Below are 13,633 nucleotides of genomic sequence, written 5' to 3' on the forward strand. Positions count from 1 at the left end.
CTTGGAGGAGGGCTGAGGTGACCGAGACTTCGAAGAAGGCATCAGGCGACACGCCCACCCGCCGCCCGCGCGTCATGCCTGATGTGATCAAGGCCATCGCCTCCGACATCTTTTCCGGACGCTATCCTGCCGGCTCATCCCTGCCGACTGAAAACGAACTCGGCGTCGAATATGGCGTCAGCCGCACCGTCATCCGCGAGGCGCTGAAGGTATTGGCCGCCAAGGGGCTGGTGTTGTCGCGTCCGCGCATCGGCACGGTTGTATGCGAACAGGACAACTGGAACATCATCGACCCGCAGGTGCTGGCCTGGCACGCGCCGCATGCGCTGGACGACAAGCTGTTCGACGCCATCCTGGAAACCCGCCGCGCCATTGAACCGCTGGTCGCCGAACTCGCCGCAACGCGCGCGACGCTGCAAGAGATCGCAGACCTCGAAGCCGCATGGCGCGGCATGGCCAATGCAGGCGAGGATCTCGCCGCCTTCTCGCGCTCCGACATCGTCTTCCACCAGATCGTCTATGCCGCGAGCCACAACCCGATCTTTCGGCAGATCGGCAATCTGATCGACACCGGGCTGAAGTTCTCACTGGAAGCCACGGCAACCATCTCGCTCGACCGGCGCATGGAAGCGGTCGCAGCGCACCGCGAGGTGGTCGAGGCGCTGCGCATGCGCGATGCCGAGGCGGCGCGGGCCGCGGCAGGCCGGATTCTCGACCTTGCGGCGCGCGATCTCGTCAGCGCCAAGAAACTCAAGAACAACTGAGACCAGCATGAAAATCACCGCGCTCACCACCTACATCGTCCCGCCGCGCTGGCTGTTCCTGAAGATCGAGACCGATGCCGGCGTCACCGGCTGGGGCGAACCTGTCGTCGAAGGCCGGGCGCTGACCGTCGAGGCGGCGGTCAAGGAGCTCGGCGATTATCTCATCGGCAAGGACCCCCGCCTGATCGAGGACCATTGGACGGTGATGCATCGCGGCGGCTTCTACCGCGGCGGGCCGATCCTGATGAGCGCCATTGCCGGCATCGACCAGGCGCTGTGGGACATCAAGGGCAAGGCGCTCGGCGTTCCCGTGCATGAGCTGCTCGGCGGCAAGCTGCGCGACACCATCAAGGTCTATTCCTGGATCGGTGGCGACCGGCCGGCGGAAGTCGCTGATGGCGCCAGGGAAGTGGTGGCGCGCGGCTTCCAGGCCCTGAAGATGAACGGCACCGAGGAACTGCAGATCGTCGACAGCCACGACAAGATCGATGCGGCCGTCGAGCGCGTCGCCATGGTGCGCGAAGCCGTCGGCCCCAACATCGGCATCGCCGTCGATTTCCACGGCCGCGTGCACCGGCCGATGGCGCGCATGCTGGTCAAGGAGTTGGAACCTTACCGGCTGATGTTCATCGAGGAGCCGGTGCTCAGCGAAAACCGCGACGCGCTGAAGGAGATCGCCGCCCTTGGATCGACGCCGATCGCGCTCGGCGAGCGGCTCTACAGCCGCTGGGATTTCAAGTCGGTGTTCGAGCAAGGCGCCGTCGACATCATCCAGCCCGACCTGTCGCATGCCGGTGGCATCACCGAATGCCGCAAGATCGCGGCGATGGCCGAGGCCTATGACATTGCGGTCGCGCCCCACTGCCCGCTTGGTCCGATCGCGCTCGCCGCCTGCCTGCAGCTCGATGCCGTCAGCTACAACTGCTTCATCCAGGAGCAGAGCCTCGGCATCCACTACAACGCCGCCAACGATCTGCTCGACTACGCCGCCAACAAGGATGTCTTCCGCTACGAGGATGGCTACGTCGCCATCCCCGACGGCCCCGGCCTCGGCGTCGAAATCGACGAGGACTACGTCAAGGAACGCGCCAAGGAAGGCCACCGCTGGCGCAACCCGGTCTGGCGCCACAAGGACGGCTCCTTCGCCGAGTGGTGAGGTGCTGTCGCCTGCAACGTTCGAACGTTGACGCGCCTCAGCCCGGCAGAGTTTGCAGAGGCACTTTCTCGACGAGCGGTGTCCGATCGCCGTACTTCGCCAACAGCGCGTTGGCATAAAGCCTTGCAAACCCGCTGTGGCCCCTGCGCAGGTAATCCGACTGATCGAGCCGCCACCGCTGCTCGACATCGGCCATGATCGCCGGATTGCTCCAGGTGGCATAGCCGGCCGCTGAATAGACCGTGACCTCGCCGGCGAACAGGCAGTCGTCGGTGACCAGCAGATCGACGCGGACATAGTCGAGATCGCCGGCGATGCGCGGCCCGATTTCGGCCGCCTGCCGGATGAACTCGACGAGACGTGGCGTCACCGGCAGCGCCTGATCCTCGCGCGGATAGTCGATATCCCGCCCCGGCAACGGATTGCCCTGGGGATCGAACAGCCGCGACATCAGGGCTTTCTTGTCCTCGGCCCTGACATGGCAGACGACGCCGCTGCACACTTGCACTTTGATCTCGGTTGCGATCCTGCCGCCACTGAGGGGCAGCGCCTCCTCGAGAAACGCTTCCGGTACGATTGACCAATAGGCCCACTCGCCAAAGCGCCGGCCATGCTGCTTGCCCAGCCAGCGCTTCATCTTGCGCACGATCGTCGCGCGATCAGGCTCGCCTCCGGACACGAAGATGTTCATGTCGCAGCCATGATTGGCTTTGACCACCACATCGCCAGCCAACAGCGAGGACGGAATGTCGTCAGGGTCGGGGCCGCGCCACAAGGTCCTGGGTATCGGCAAATCCGGGCAGACGCGGCCAACATAATCCTTGACGGCGAGCTTGTCCGACAGGGTGATGAACAGCGGATTGTGGTCGATCACCTTCCGCCACAGCATGCGTTCATTGTAGCGTTCCGGCGCGGCGGGATTGGGCCAGTAGCCCAGCCGCCGGAAAAACCGGATGACGAGAACCGGGTGCCGGATCGTGATCAACACCCGCGCCGCCGCCAGAACGAAGCGTTGGCCGAGCGAAAGTTCGGCATTCGTCTTCATCTCTGGCGCCCGCGCCGATGAGAACTCCGCCGCGGCTGATCGGATCGATTCACCACACACCTGCACCCCCTGCCCTTTCCCAGCTAAACACCAACGTCGCGCGCCCGGCAAGCGCACGAAACCTTGCTATTTCGCCGCGGACCGGCTTAACGGGAACGGCGGCAAGACGACTTCGGTGGGGACATGAACGAGCAGCTCTCAGCCCTTCAGCGGCCACAAGCTGGCGCGGCTGGCAACTTGAGCACCGGGCGGCCCTCAGCGGAGGCCACCCCTCTCGTGGAATTCCGCAACATCGACAAGACCTATGATGGCGTGGCCAACGTCGTTGAAAACCTCGATCTCACCATTGGCCGCGGCGAATTCCTGACGCTGCTTGGCCCCTCCGGCTCCGGCAAGACGACGCTGCTGATGATGCTGGCCGGGTTTGAAAGCCCAACCGGCGGCGAGTTGCGGCTCGATGGCCGACCTCTCGACCGCATGCCGGCCCACCGGCGCAACATGGGGATCGTCTTTCAGAGCTACGCGCTGTTTCCGCATATGAACGTGCGCCGAAATATCGCCTACCCGCTGCTGCAGCGCGGCGTCGCCAAGGCCGAGATCGCGCGGCGGGTCGACGAGGCGCTCGCCATGATCCATCTCGACGGCTTTGGCGAGCGGCTGCCGGCGCAGCTTTCCGGTGGCCAGCAGCAGCGCGTGGCGCTGGCCCGCGCGCTCGTGTTCAAGCCTGACATCGTTCTGATGGACGAGCCGCTCGGAGCGCTCGACAAGCAGTTGCGCGAGCAGATGCAGATCGAGATCAAGCATCTCCATGCGGCGCTCGGCGTGACGGTTCTCTATGTCACGCACGACCAGTCGGAGGCGCTGACGCTGTCAGACAGGATCGTGGTGCTCGACAAGGGCGCGATCCTGCAGATCGGAACGCCCGAACAGATTTACGAGACGCCCAATTCCTCCTTCGTCGCCAACTTCATTGGCGAGATGAACAATTTTCCGGGCACAGTGCGCGACGACGACGGCGTCTGCCGCGTCGCGCTCGACTGCGGCGTCATCATGCAAGCCGTCAACGCGATTGACGCCAAGTCCGGCATGCGCGTCAACGTCGCTGTACGGCCAGAGCACACGCGTCTCGGCCTGCCTGGCGAAGCTGGCGCCATACCGGCGACCGTGCGCTCGACGATCTATCATGGCGATCATCTTCGCTATGAAATCGAGGTCGATGGCCGCTCCGATTTCATGGCACGAACAGCCGGATCGCAGCGCTTTGCAGCCGGCGCAAGCGTCGCGTTGAGCTGGGACGCCGACAAGGCCCGCGTGCTGGATGAGAGACAGGCGCAATGACTGTCGCTGCCGCGCCGATGATCGATCTGCGCGCGGGCCTGCGCCGCGCCGAGCGGGGACGTCAGTTGCGCGCCTTCGCGCTGGTGAGCCCGCTGCTTGCCTTCCTGCTGGCGATCTTTGTGCTGCCGATCGCCTCGACGCTGCTGTTTTCGGTTTCGAGCACCGAAATGCGCGCGGCACTGCCGCGAACGACCGCGGCGCTGGCCAGCTGGACCGGTGAAGCTGTGCCGTCTGAACCCGCCTATGCCGCCCTTGCCGCCGATCTGGCGCAGGGCTACGCGCAAAAGACCGTGGCAGGCATCGCAACACGGCTCAACCAGGAAATCCCAGGCATGCGCAGCCTGGTCATGCAGACCGCGCGCAAGGCAGAAACGCTGACGCCGCCTTTCCGGACAGCTTTCGCGGCCATCGATCCGCGCTGGGACGACATTGCCACCTGGCGCGCCATGCGCTCGGCCGCCGGGCCGCTGACGCCGCGCTACCTCCTGCAGGTGCTCGACCTCGAGCGCGAGTGGGACGGCGGCATCGTGCGCGTGCCGCCCGACGGCGCGGTCTATATCGGCTATCTCGCGCGCACCTTCTGGATGAGCATCGTGGTCACGCTGCTGTGCATCGCGATCGGCTATCCCCTCGCCTTCTACGCGGCACACTGCCGGCCGCTTGCCAGAACCCTGGTGCTTGCCGCGGTGTTGCTGCCGTTCCTGGTCTCCGTGCTGGTGCGAACGGCCGCGTGGATCGTCGTCCTGCAGAAGAACGGCATCGTCAACAGCCTGCTGCTGCGGCTTGGTCTTGTCGATCAGCCCTTGCCGCTCATCTTCGACCGCTTCGGCGTCTATGTCGTCATGGTGCATGTGCTGCTGCCGTTTCTGGTGCTGCCGCTCTACAGCGTCATGCGAACCATCCCGGCGCTGCACATGCGCGCCGCCAGTTCGCTCGGCGCCACGCCGCTGTCGGCTTTCCTCAGCGTCTACCTGCCGCAGTCGTTGCCGGGCTTGAGCGCCGGCGCCCTGCTCGTCTTCATCCTGTCGCTCGGCTACTACACCACGCCAGCGCTGGTCGGCGGCCCCAGCGACCAGATGCTGAGCTCGCTGGTGACCGAGTTCGCGCTGGAGATCGGCAATTGGGGCATGGCGAGTGCCGCCGCGACCTTGCTGCTGGTCTCGACGCTGATCAGCTACCTGGTGTTTGCCAGGCTGTTTGGCGCGCGCGGCTTCCTGACATGAGGACCTTTTCCGCCTCACACGGTTTCGTCACCTGGCAGCAGCGTCTCGGCGCAATTGCGTTGCGGGTTGTCGTGGCGCTGGCCTGCGCCTTCCTGATTCTGCCGATCCTCGCCATCATCCCGATCTCATTCAGCTCCGGCACCTTCCTCAGCTATCCGCTGCCGGGACTGTCGCTTCGCTGGTATGAACAAGTGTTGCAGCCCACTCCATGGCTCACGGCGCTGGAGAACAGTCTGATCGTGGCCGGCGCTTCGACCATGCTCGCCACCGTGCTCGGCACCATGGCCGCCTGCGGGCTGACGCTGGCGAAGTTTCCCGGGCGCGGCATCGTGATCGCGATCTTCCTGTCGCCGCTGATCGTTCCCCCCATCATCATCGCGCTCGGGGTCTATTTCCTCTATGCCCGCATCGGGTTCTCGGGAACGTTCACCGGCCTGATCCTTGCGCACGCCATGCTTGGCGCGCCTTTCGTGGTGCTCACCGTCATGGCGACATTGCAGACCTTCGACCGCCAGTTGCTGCGTGCTTCGCAAAGCTGTGGCGCCACACCGCTCACCACCTTCCGCATGATCACACTGCCGATCATCGCGCCGGGAGTGCTGTCGGGCGCGGCCTTTGCGTTCATCACCTCCTTCGACGAGGTCGTGGTCGCGCTGTTCGTAGCTTCGCCGGCGCAATTCACGCTGCCGCGTCAGCTCTTCGCCGGCCTGCGCGACCAACTCGAGCCGTCGATCGTGGCCGTCGCCACGCTGCTGATTGCGTGCACGCTGATTTTCCTTGGAGTGTTCGAGGCCCTGCGCCGCCACGCCTTGCGCAGCCTCGGCAAGGTGGAAGGTGTGCTTCCATGATCTGCATGCAATTTTTGGTGGCTTCACCCCAAAAATCGTCAGGCAGTTTCGAACGACTTGGGCTACCAAAGCGATGGCAAGCGGTCCTTGAGGGGCCACACACAGAGGGGGGTTGGGCATGAAGGGTTTCATCAAGGGCGCGCTGCTGGCAGCCGCGCTCAGCGTCGCGCAGCAAGGCCTGGCACAAGCGCGCGATTTCACGGTGACGGCGTGGGGCGGTGCGGTGCAGGACGCCAAGCGCAACATCTACTTCACGCCTTTCGCCCAGGAGAAAGGCATCAAGGTTCTCGACGATGTCTACGAGGGCGGCTGGGCGCCGTTCAAGGCCATGCAGGATACCGGTGTCGCACCGTGGGATGTTGTCCAGGTCGAGACCGCCGAGCTGGTCCGCGGCTGCGAGGAAGGCGTCTTCGCGCCACTCGACTGGTCGAAGATCGGCGACAAGAAGGATTTCGTGCCATACGCGGTTTCGGAATGCGGCGTCGGCACCACAGCCTGGTCGATCGTGCTTGCCTACAACAAGGACAGCGTGAAGGACGGCCCGACGACGGTTCAGGATTTCTTCAATCTTCAGAAATGGCCGGGCAAGCGCGCCATGCGCCGGGGGCCGAAGATCAATCTCGAATTCGCCCTGATGGCCGATGGCGTTGCACCCGCAGACGTCTACAAGGTGCTGTCGACGCCGCAAGGCATCGATCGCGCCTTCGCCAAGCTCGATACGATCAAGCCGCAGATCCAATGGTGGAAGGCCGGCGCCCAGCCGACAGAATGGCTGGCTTCAGGCGATGTCGCCATGGCGCTCGCCTATAACGGCCGGGTTTCCGCTGCCCTGGACGGTGGCAAGCATTTCGGCATCGTGTGGCAGAACACGCAGTACGATGTCGACGCCTGGGCCATCCCCGCCAAGTCGCCCTATATCGAACTCGCCCACGAATTCATCAAATACGCGTCCGACGCCAGGCGGCAGGCCGACTTCACCAACATCTTCGCCTATGGCACGACGATCAACGGCGCCGAGAAGTTCATCAAGCCCGAGCGCATCGCGCTGCTGCCGGCCGGCGACAATCTAAAAACCGGCCTGCATATCGGCAGCGAAGAGGCGCGCGCCTTCTGGCTCGACCATCTGGAAGAACTGAACGAGCGCTTCAACACCTGGTCGGGAACCTCGGAGTAGACGGCGCCGACGGCGTCACTTTCGCGACGGCGCGAGCGTGACGCAGGCCTCTGACGTCAGCAGCCGGAAGGCGAACGTCTCCTGCAGATAGAGCTCGACGCTCGTGCTGGAGTGCGAGAGGTAGCCGATCGACAGGTCCTGGCCGATATCGAGCTCAAAATCGCCGCCGCGCGTCGACAGCACGAACCCGCCTTCGATGGCCGGTGCCCAGATGATGCCGCCGTCGACCATGCGCTCGATATGGTGGAAGACCGGGTAACCCTCATCGCTGCCGCCGCTGACGGCGGTATAGGCCGCAGCACCCAGCACCAGCGCATAGGGACCGTTGACGCCGGCGAGCCGCAACTGGCTGACCGCCTGGGCGATCGCTTCGGGATAACCCATCACATTGGCCGGCAGCGCCACCACCGGATTGCTGGTGCCTTCACGAATGCCCTGGATGCCGGCGGCGGCGTAACCGTCGAATACCGAGCGATCCTCGGCAAAAGCGATCTTGCGGGCCGCTTCCTTCACCGCGGACCAGTCTGAATCCGTGGCGCCCCGCTCAACGTCATCGATGGCCTGGCGTGTCAGTTCGAACGGAACCCGCAGTTCGACCAGCGCCTTGACCTCGCGCTGCACCGATTGCACCCCTTCGCCGGGCGCAGCGATCGGTTTGGTATGGCCGGTGCCGAAAGAAGACAGATCAAAACCCTTCGGGCCGACGACATCGACGACGCGGCGCGCCGCCAGATGGCGCTTGAGGGTGCGCGATGCCTCGTCCTCGATCTGCTCCCACGCGCCGTCGGAAATGGGAGCGAGTTCGCGATAAAGAGTGTTCATGTCTGCCTCACATCCTTGAGAGATCCGATACCGAGTGAACCGTCGCGCGAACGCGGTTGATCCGCTGCCTCGGCTTGGTTCGCCGGCGGCGCGGCGACCGCTGCATCCGCAGTGACGTCCTCGAGAAAGGTCGCCGACGGCACGAAAAAAAGCGAGCCGGTCACCGCACGGCTGAAATCGAGCAGCCGGTCGTAATTGCCGGGCGGCCGGCCGATGAACATGTTCTCCAGCATCTGCTCGATGCGGCGCGGCGAGCGGGCATAGCCGATGAAATAGGTGCCGAACTCGCCCTTGCCTGCATCGCCGAACGGCATGTTGTCGCGCAGGATTTCGAGCTCCTCGCCATCCTCGGTGATCGAGGTCAGCGCATTGTGCGCCGATGTCGGCTTCACCGCATCGTCGAGTTCGATGTCGGAAAGTTTGGTTCGGCCGATGATCTTTTCTTGCTCGGCGACCGGCACCTCGTTCCAGCGCGCCAGATCGTGCAAATATTTCTGCACGATGACATAGCTGCCACCGGCAAAGCCGGGATCCTCCTCGCCGATGATGGTGGCATCGATCGCGCCCTGATCAACCGGGTTCTCGGTGCCGTCGACGAAACCGATCAGATCGCGGCTGTCGAAATAATTGAAGCCTTGCACCTCGTCCGTCGTGGCGACGGCGCTGCCAAGCCGCGCCATGATCTGCGTCGCCAGTTCGAAGCAGAGGTCCATTCGCGCCGCACGGATATGAAACAGCAAGTCGCCCGGCGTCGAAACGGCGTGATGCTGGCCGCGGATCTCGCGGAACGGGTGCAGATCCCTGGGCTTTGGCGTTGCAAACAACCGGTCCCATGCGTCGGAGCCAATTGCCATGACACAGGACAACCCGCCCTCGAGGTCGCGAAAGCCGACCGCTCGCTTGAGTGCGGATAGATCGGCACACAGGCCGCGTGCGGTCGCGTCGTGTTCGGGGCCGGGCTTAAGCGTGACGACAAGAAAGATCGCGGCCCGCGTCAAGAGGGCGACGACCGGTTGCGAAACAACGGCTGGCAAACTGGACTCCATGCTTGATCCGTTCGGTATCCCCTGACGCGGTGCCTGAATCAAGCAGCATCTTACTCAGGTTGGTTCACAGGATTTGGCGCTTGCGCCCGCGCTCGACGATAAGGCATTCCCGCCGCAATGGGCATCCACCAAGGGATAGGGGTCGGAAGGATTTTTGCTCGACTGCCTCACGATGCGCCTGCCCTTGGGCTACCGATCCCGGGCAGGTCCGACAGAGCGAAGCGGGTTGAGGCGAGCAGCGGCGGCGAATTATCGACCCATGCGATGGCAACAGGTTCTGCAAGTAAATGCAACCAGAAATACATATTCAACTGATTGCGGTTGCTTACAAGCATCACATCGGTTGATGCTTTTGACATTCATTCAAAAGCTATCGCTAGCCATGGACCATGGCTGAAATCCGTTTCCATCGACCTTTTCTTGTCGCGGACCGCGTCGACATGTCCATGTCGCCCGGTGGCCGCCTGGGCGTTCGCAACGCCAAACTGCGGCCACACCGCCATCGAACTCTGTCGGCTGAAAAAATGCACAGAGGGCATTGATCCAATTGGTTTTTTTGCGCTTCAGGGTCAAAAGGCAAGCGGGACCTGAAACGGTCGTTCTCCGCGATTGGCAACGCTTCGCTGCGGCGATGCAACGCATTGATTTATTTATAGATTTTTGTGAAAAATTTACGCATTAACTACCTATTAACGTATCGCTTAACTTTCCCCTCATTTTACTTAGAATACTTCGAAATGGGTTATCTCCACGATGGGCGACGTTTCGAAAAAGTCTCGAAGGGGCAAAGGCGCGATCCGCGAAGCGGATTCGCGGCGCCCCGACGCGTCCGCAGCAAATGAGGTTTCCCATCCCCGTTCGCTTGGCGAGACCGGACCTGCGGGCGTGACAACCGGCGCGCCACTTCCCGCCTTGCCGATGGTGGTGCTCGGCGGCCTGCCGATCACCGTGATCGACCGGCAAGATGCCGCCCGGCTGATGATCGCAGCGGCGCGCGGGCATCTGCCCAACACCCGCCCCTATTATTTCACCTCCGCCAATGGCGATGTCATCGCCCAGGTGGGGCAGAACGCGGAAGTCGCCCGGCTGTTTCGCCAGGCCGACCAGATCTTTGCCGATGGCCAGCCGCTGGTTTTTGCCTCGCGCCTGCTGTGCAGCGTGCACCTGCCGGAGCGGGTCGCCACCACGGACCTGTTCCATGATGTGGCCACGCTCGCCGAACAGGAAGGCACGACGTTCTACCTGCTGGGTTCGACGGAGGCGGAGAACAACAAGGCTGTCGCCCGCATCAGCGCCAAATACCCTCGCCTGCGCATCGCCGGCAATTGTCACGGCTTTCTTGCCGGCCTGGCGCTTGAAAGGAAACTCGACGAGATCAACGCGCTTGCGCCGGACATATTGTGGCTGGGCCTCGGCGTGCCGCGCGAGCAGATCTTTATCCGCGACTATGCATCGCGGCTCCACAATGTCGGCTTGATCAAGACGTCGGGCGGGCTTTTCGACCATATCGCCGGCAAGGTCCGGCGCGCCCCGCTATGGGTGCAGAAGGCTGGTTTCGAGTGGCTCTGGCGTGTGATGATGGAGCCGCGCAGGCTTTTCTGGCGCTATTTCACCACCAGTCCCCGGGCCGTGTACGCCCTGTTGAGGTACTCCAAATGACGGCCGAGCACAGCCACAGTCCGCTGCCTGAAGGGACAGATGCCGAGATCGCCATCGTCGGCGCCGGACTGTCCGGCACCATTGCGGCGAATGTGCTCGCGCGGGCCGGCTACAGCGTCATCCTGATCGATCGCCATTCGGTTTTTCCCAGGGAGTTCCGCGTCGAAAAAGTCGCTGGAGACCAGATTGAAAAAATGCGCCGGCTTGGCCTTCTGGACAGGCTTTCGACGGCTGCCGTGGCTTTTGACGAGATCGTCAACATCCGCAGGGGACGCTTCCTCGATCGTACGCATGCGCGCCACTACGGCATTTTCTACGATGACCTCGTTGCCGCCATGCGCGCCGAACTGCCCGAAAACGTTCGCTTCATAGCCGGCCGCGTGAACGCATTGGAGACGGGAGCGGACCGCCAGCGCGTGTCGATCCTCGACCACCACGACGTAACGGCGCGGCTGCTCGTGCTCGCCACGGGCATGGGCGACATTCTGAAGCGCGACGTTGGCATCGAGCGCCATTTCGTCCATCAGAAGCAGTCGCTGACCTTCGGCTTCAATCTGCGCCCGGTGGGAGCAAGCGCCTTCAAGCACCCGGCCCTCACCTATTACGGCGGGGTCTCCGACGGCATCGATTACCTTAACCTGTTTCCCGCCGCTGACGTTACGCGCGCCAATCTGTTCGTCTTCCGCGATCACCGTGATCCCTGGGTGAAAGCGCTGCGCGAACGTCCCCGCGAGACGCTCATCGACACGCTGCCGGGGCTGGTCAACGCGTTCGGCGATTTCGAAGTCATCAATCGGGTCGACAGCTGGCTCACTGACATCACCGTGGCGCAGAACTGCGTGCGCAACGGCGTCGTTTTGATCGGCGATGCCTATCAGACATCCTGTCCGGCCGCCGGAACCGGCGTCAGCCGGCTGCTCACCGATGTCGAGCGGCTGTGCATGCATGTGCCGAACTGGATGGCTTCGCCGGGGATGGCGGCTGCCAAGATCGCAACGTTCTACGACGATCCGGCAAAGCGGGCGATGGATGAGCACGGTCTGCACATGGCTGATTTTCGCCGCAGCCTGACCATCGACACCGATCTGCGCTGGCGCGCGCGCCGGCAGCTTCACTTCAGCCGTCGTCGCGTGTTGCAGCAGATCAGCAATTTCAGCCCCGCTTTCGCGGCCAGGCTGCGCGGTTTCAGAAAGCCCGGGATCGAAGCCGCGAGCTGATCGCAGGCATCCAAGCAATTCCAGGAAAAGTGTGACGCGGTCTTTCGGGGAAACGCGTAGCGCTTTCCCTTGGGATTGCGTAAAAACAAAGAGATAGGGCAGTCAACGTTTCCGTGAAACGGACGTTCAGGATCCAGCCGCTTCGTCGCTGGGCGCCTGCGGCACCACGGTACGGTCAGGCTTGCGCTTCTTGCCGTGCGATCCGACCAGCCGCCGCGCCAGGGCCTTGGCCGCCGGCAGTTTCTCGACGGTCATGTGCGCGGCATAGCCGAGCGGGCTGCCGGCGCTGAAAATCTGCCACATCGGCGATGGCCGGCCACCGAAGGTAATCTTGTAGGGTTCGTCACCAATGGTGAAATCGAGCGAATGGTCGCCACGCTCGATGCAGTCGCGGGCGATCTGTTCGAACATCAGGCTGCCGATCGACTGCTTCCTGTAACCGGCCTCGTCGAAGCCGCCGAGAATGACCAGCAGCGAGCCGCGATGGGCGAGGCCGAGCGCGCCGGCAATCGCGCGATCGTCCATCCAGAATGTGTAGGTGCGGGCAAAGCCGCCACATCCCTCCGCCGCCACAGCCATGTAGAAGTCGAAATAGGACGGCGACTGCAGCAGGTCGGCCGGGCCGTCGCTGCCGTCGAAACGCTTGCCGCGGTACAATTTGAGCGCATCGAATGTCGTCCGGATGGCGTCGACACTATCCGAACATTCAAAACGCGCCTGGCCCATCCGGCCGAGCTGCCGCGCCTTCTTGTCGAGTTCCTTGCGGTAGGAATTGTCGAGCTGGTGTTCGCGCCACGCCGCGAATGTCGGTTCAAGCGTGCTCGAATAGGCGCTCATGCCCATGCTTTCGCGCTTGTCGATGCCAAACAGGCGCTCGATCGCCAGCGAGCGGTCGGCCAGCTTGCCGATGCGCAGCAGATCATAGGGCTTCACATGTTTTCGGATGGCGGCCACGGTGCGGCCGTCTGCCACGATGCGCGAAAACGTCTCCTCGTCGGCGACCGGCGATATGTAGTCGGAAACACGCATGTCGGCGAATTCCACGACTTTCAAGAGCGTGTAGCGACGCCTGACCAGTGGCAGGACCATCGCCAGTCTTCCGCCTGTGCGCACGACGATGATCAGCGGCGTGGCCGCACCATGTCCGACGATTTTCTCGTACAGCAAAGCGAGCCAAATGGGGTGCTGAAAAGCGGTCGCAGCCGAGCTGGCGAAAAGCTCGGCATATTCCTTCGAACGAAAATCGAACGAATCCTCGACTGTGACTTCAAACATATGGTCCGAACCGGCTGGGCATGGTCTATCGACGCTGTCTTGCGTTCCACGTCAAGGTCAACCGCA

Annotated in this window: 13 protein-coding genes; 8 read left to right on the top strand and 5 right to left on the bottom strand. The window is 63.2% G+C overall.

Annotation, left to right across the window (positions count from 1 at the left end):
* Positions 1-74: 74 nt before the first annotated feature.
* Positions 75-764, top strand: a complete 690-nt coding sequence (locus AC1DZ8_RS25685; RefSeq protein WP_477301467.1) for a FadR/GntR family transcriptional regulator — start codon at positions 75-77, stop codon at positions 762-764.
* 7 nt (positions 765-771) lie between these two features.
* Positions 772-1,920: a galactonate dehydratase gene (dgoD, locus tag AC1DZ8_RS25690; protein WP_477300891.1), complete on the top strand. Its 1,149-nt coding sequence runs from the start codon at positions 772-774 to the stop codon at positions 1,918-1,920.
* 37 nt (positions 1,921-1,957) lie between these two features.
* On the opposite strand, the gene AC1DZ8_RS25695 is transcribed toward dgoD, so the two are convergent.
* Positions 1,958-2,965 carry an ATP-grasp fold amidoligase family protein gene (locus tag AC1DZ8_RS25695; protein ID WP_477300889.1) on the bottom strand — a complete coding sequence of 336 codons (1,008 nt, stop codon included), beginning with the start codon at positions 2,963-2,965 and terminating at the stop codon, positions 1,958-1,960.
* Between the two features lie 276 nt (positions 2,966-3,241).
* Here AC1DZ8_RS25695 and AC1DZ8_RS25700 point away from each other — a divergent pair, with 276 nt between their 5' ends.
* From AC1DZ8_RS25700 to AC1DZ8_RS25715, 4 genes are all read left to right on the top strand, one after another.
* Positions 3,242-4,303, top strand: coding sequence for an ABC transporter ATP-binding protein (locus tag AC1DZ8_RS25700; protein WP_477300887.1), 1,062 nt, complete (start codon positions 3,242-3,244; stop codon positions 4,301-4,303).
* Positions 4,300-5,526, top strand: coding sequence for an ABC transporter permease (locus tag AC1DZ8_RS25705; RefSeq protein WP_477300885.1), 1,227 nt, complete (start codon positions 4,300-4,302; stop codon positions 5,524-5,526). The genes AC1DZ8_RS25700 and AC1DZ8_RS25705 overlap by 4 nt, the downstream gene beginning before the upstream one ends.
* Positions 5,523-6,374 (top strand): ABC transporter permease, encoded by an 852-nt coding sequence (locus AC1DZ8_RS25710; protein WP_477300883.1) that lies wholly within the window; start codon positions 5,523-5,525, stop codon positions 6,372-6,374. The genes AC1DZ8_RS25705 and AC1DZ8_RS25710 overlap by 4 nt, the downstream gene beginning before the upstream one ends.
* Before the next feature lie 118 nt (positions 6,375-6,492).
* The gene (locus AC1DZ8_RS25715; RefSeq protein ID WP_477300881.1) at positions 6,493-7,548 is read left to right on the top strand and encodes an ABC transporter substrate-binding protein; all 1,056 of its coding nucleotides are present in this window, start codon (positions 6,493-6,495) and stop codon (positions 7,546-7,548) included.
* A 15-nt stretch (positions 7,549-7,563) separates the two neighbouring features.
* Here the strand turns inward: AC1DZ8_RS25715 and AC1DZ8_RS25720 are convergent, their stop codons facing one another.
* From AC1DZ8_RS25720 to AC1DZ8_RS25730, 3 genes are all read right to left on the bottom strand, one after another.
* Positions 7,564-8,370, bottom strand: a complete 807-nt coding sequence (locus tag AC1DZ8_RS25720; RefSeq protein ID WP_477300879.1) for a family 1 encapsulin nanocompartment shell protein — start codon at positions 8,368-8,370, stop codon at positions 7,564-7,566.
* Positions 8,367-9,416, bottom strand: coding sequence for a Dyp-type peroxidase (locus AC1DZ8_RS25725; RefSeq protein ID WP_477300877.1), 1,050 nt, complete (start codon positions 9,414-9,416; stop codon positions 8,367-8,369). Before AC1DZ8_RS25725 ends, AC1DZ8_RS25720 begins: the two co-directional genes overlap by 4 nt.
* Before the next feature lie 167 nt (positions 9,417-9,583).
* Positions 9,584-9,775 (bottom strand): hypothetical protein, encoded by a 192-nt coding sequence (locus tag AC1DZ8_RS25730; protein WP_477401833.1) that lies wholly within the window; start codon positions 9,773-9,775, stop codon positions 9,584-9,586.
* A 526-nt stretch (positions 9,776-10,301) separates the two neighbouring features.
* Between AC1DZ8_RS25730 and AC1DZ8_RS25735 the strand changes: the two genes are divergently transcribed.
* Positions 10,302-11,075: a WecB/TagA/CpsF family glycosyltransferase gene (locus tag AC1DZ8_RS25735; RefSeq protein WP_477300875.1), complete on the top strand. Its 774-nt coding sequence runs from the start codon at positions 10,302-10,304 to the stop codon at positions 11,073-11,075.
* Entirely contained in the window at positions 11,072-12,292 is a 1,221-nt protein-coding gene (locus tag AC1DZ8_RS25740; protein WP_477280290.1) for an FAD-dependent oxidoreductase, read from the top strand. The genes AC1DZ8_RS25735 and AC1DZ8_RS25740 overlap by 4 nt, the downstream gene beginning before the upstream one ends.
* 126 nt (positions 12,293-12,418) lie before the next feature.
* On the opposite strand, the gene AC1DZ8_RS25745 is transcribed toward AC1DZ8_RS25740, so the two are convergent.
* The gene (locus tag AC1DZ8_RS25745; protein ID WP_477300872.1) at positions 12,419-13,567 is read right to left on the bottom strand and encodes a GNAT family N-acetyltransferase; all 1,149 of its coding nucleotides are present in this window, start codon (positions 13,565-13,567) and stop codon (positions 12,419-12,421) included.
* Between the last annotated feature and the right edge of the window lie 66 nt (positions 13,568-13,633).

This window comes from Mesorhizobium sp. P2_F7 (genome assembly GCF_056403695.1).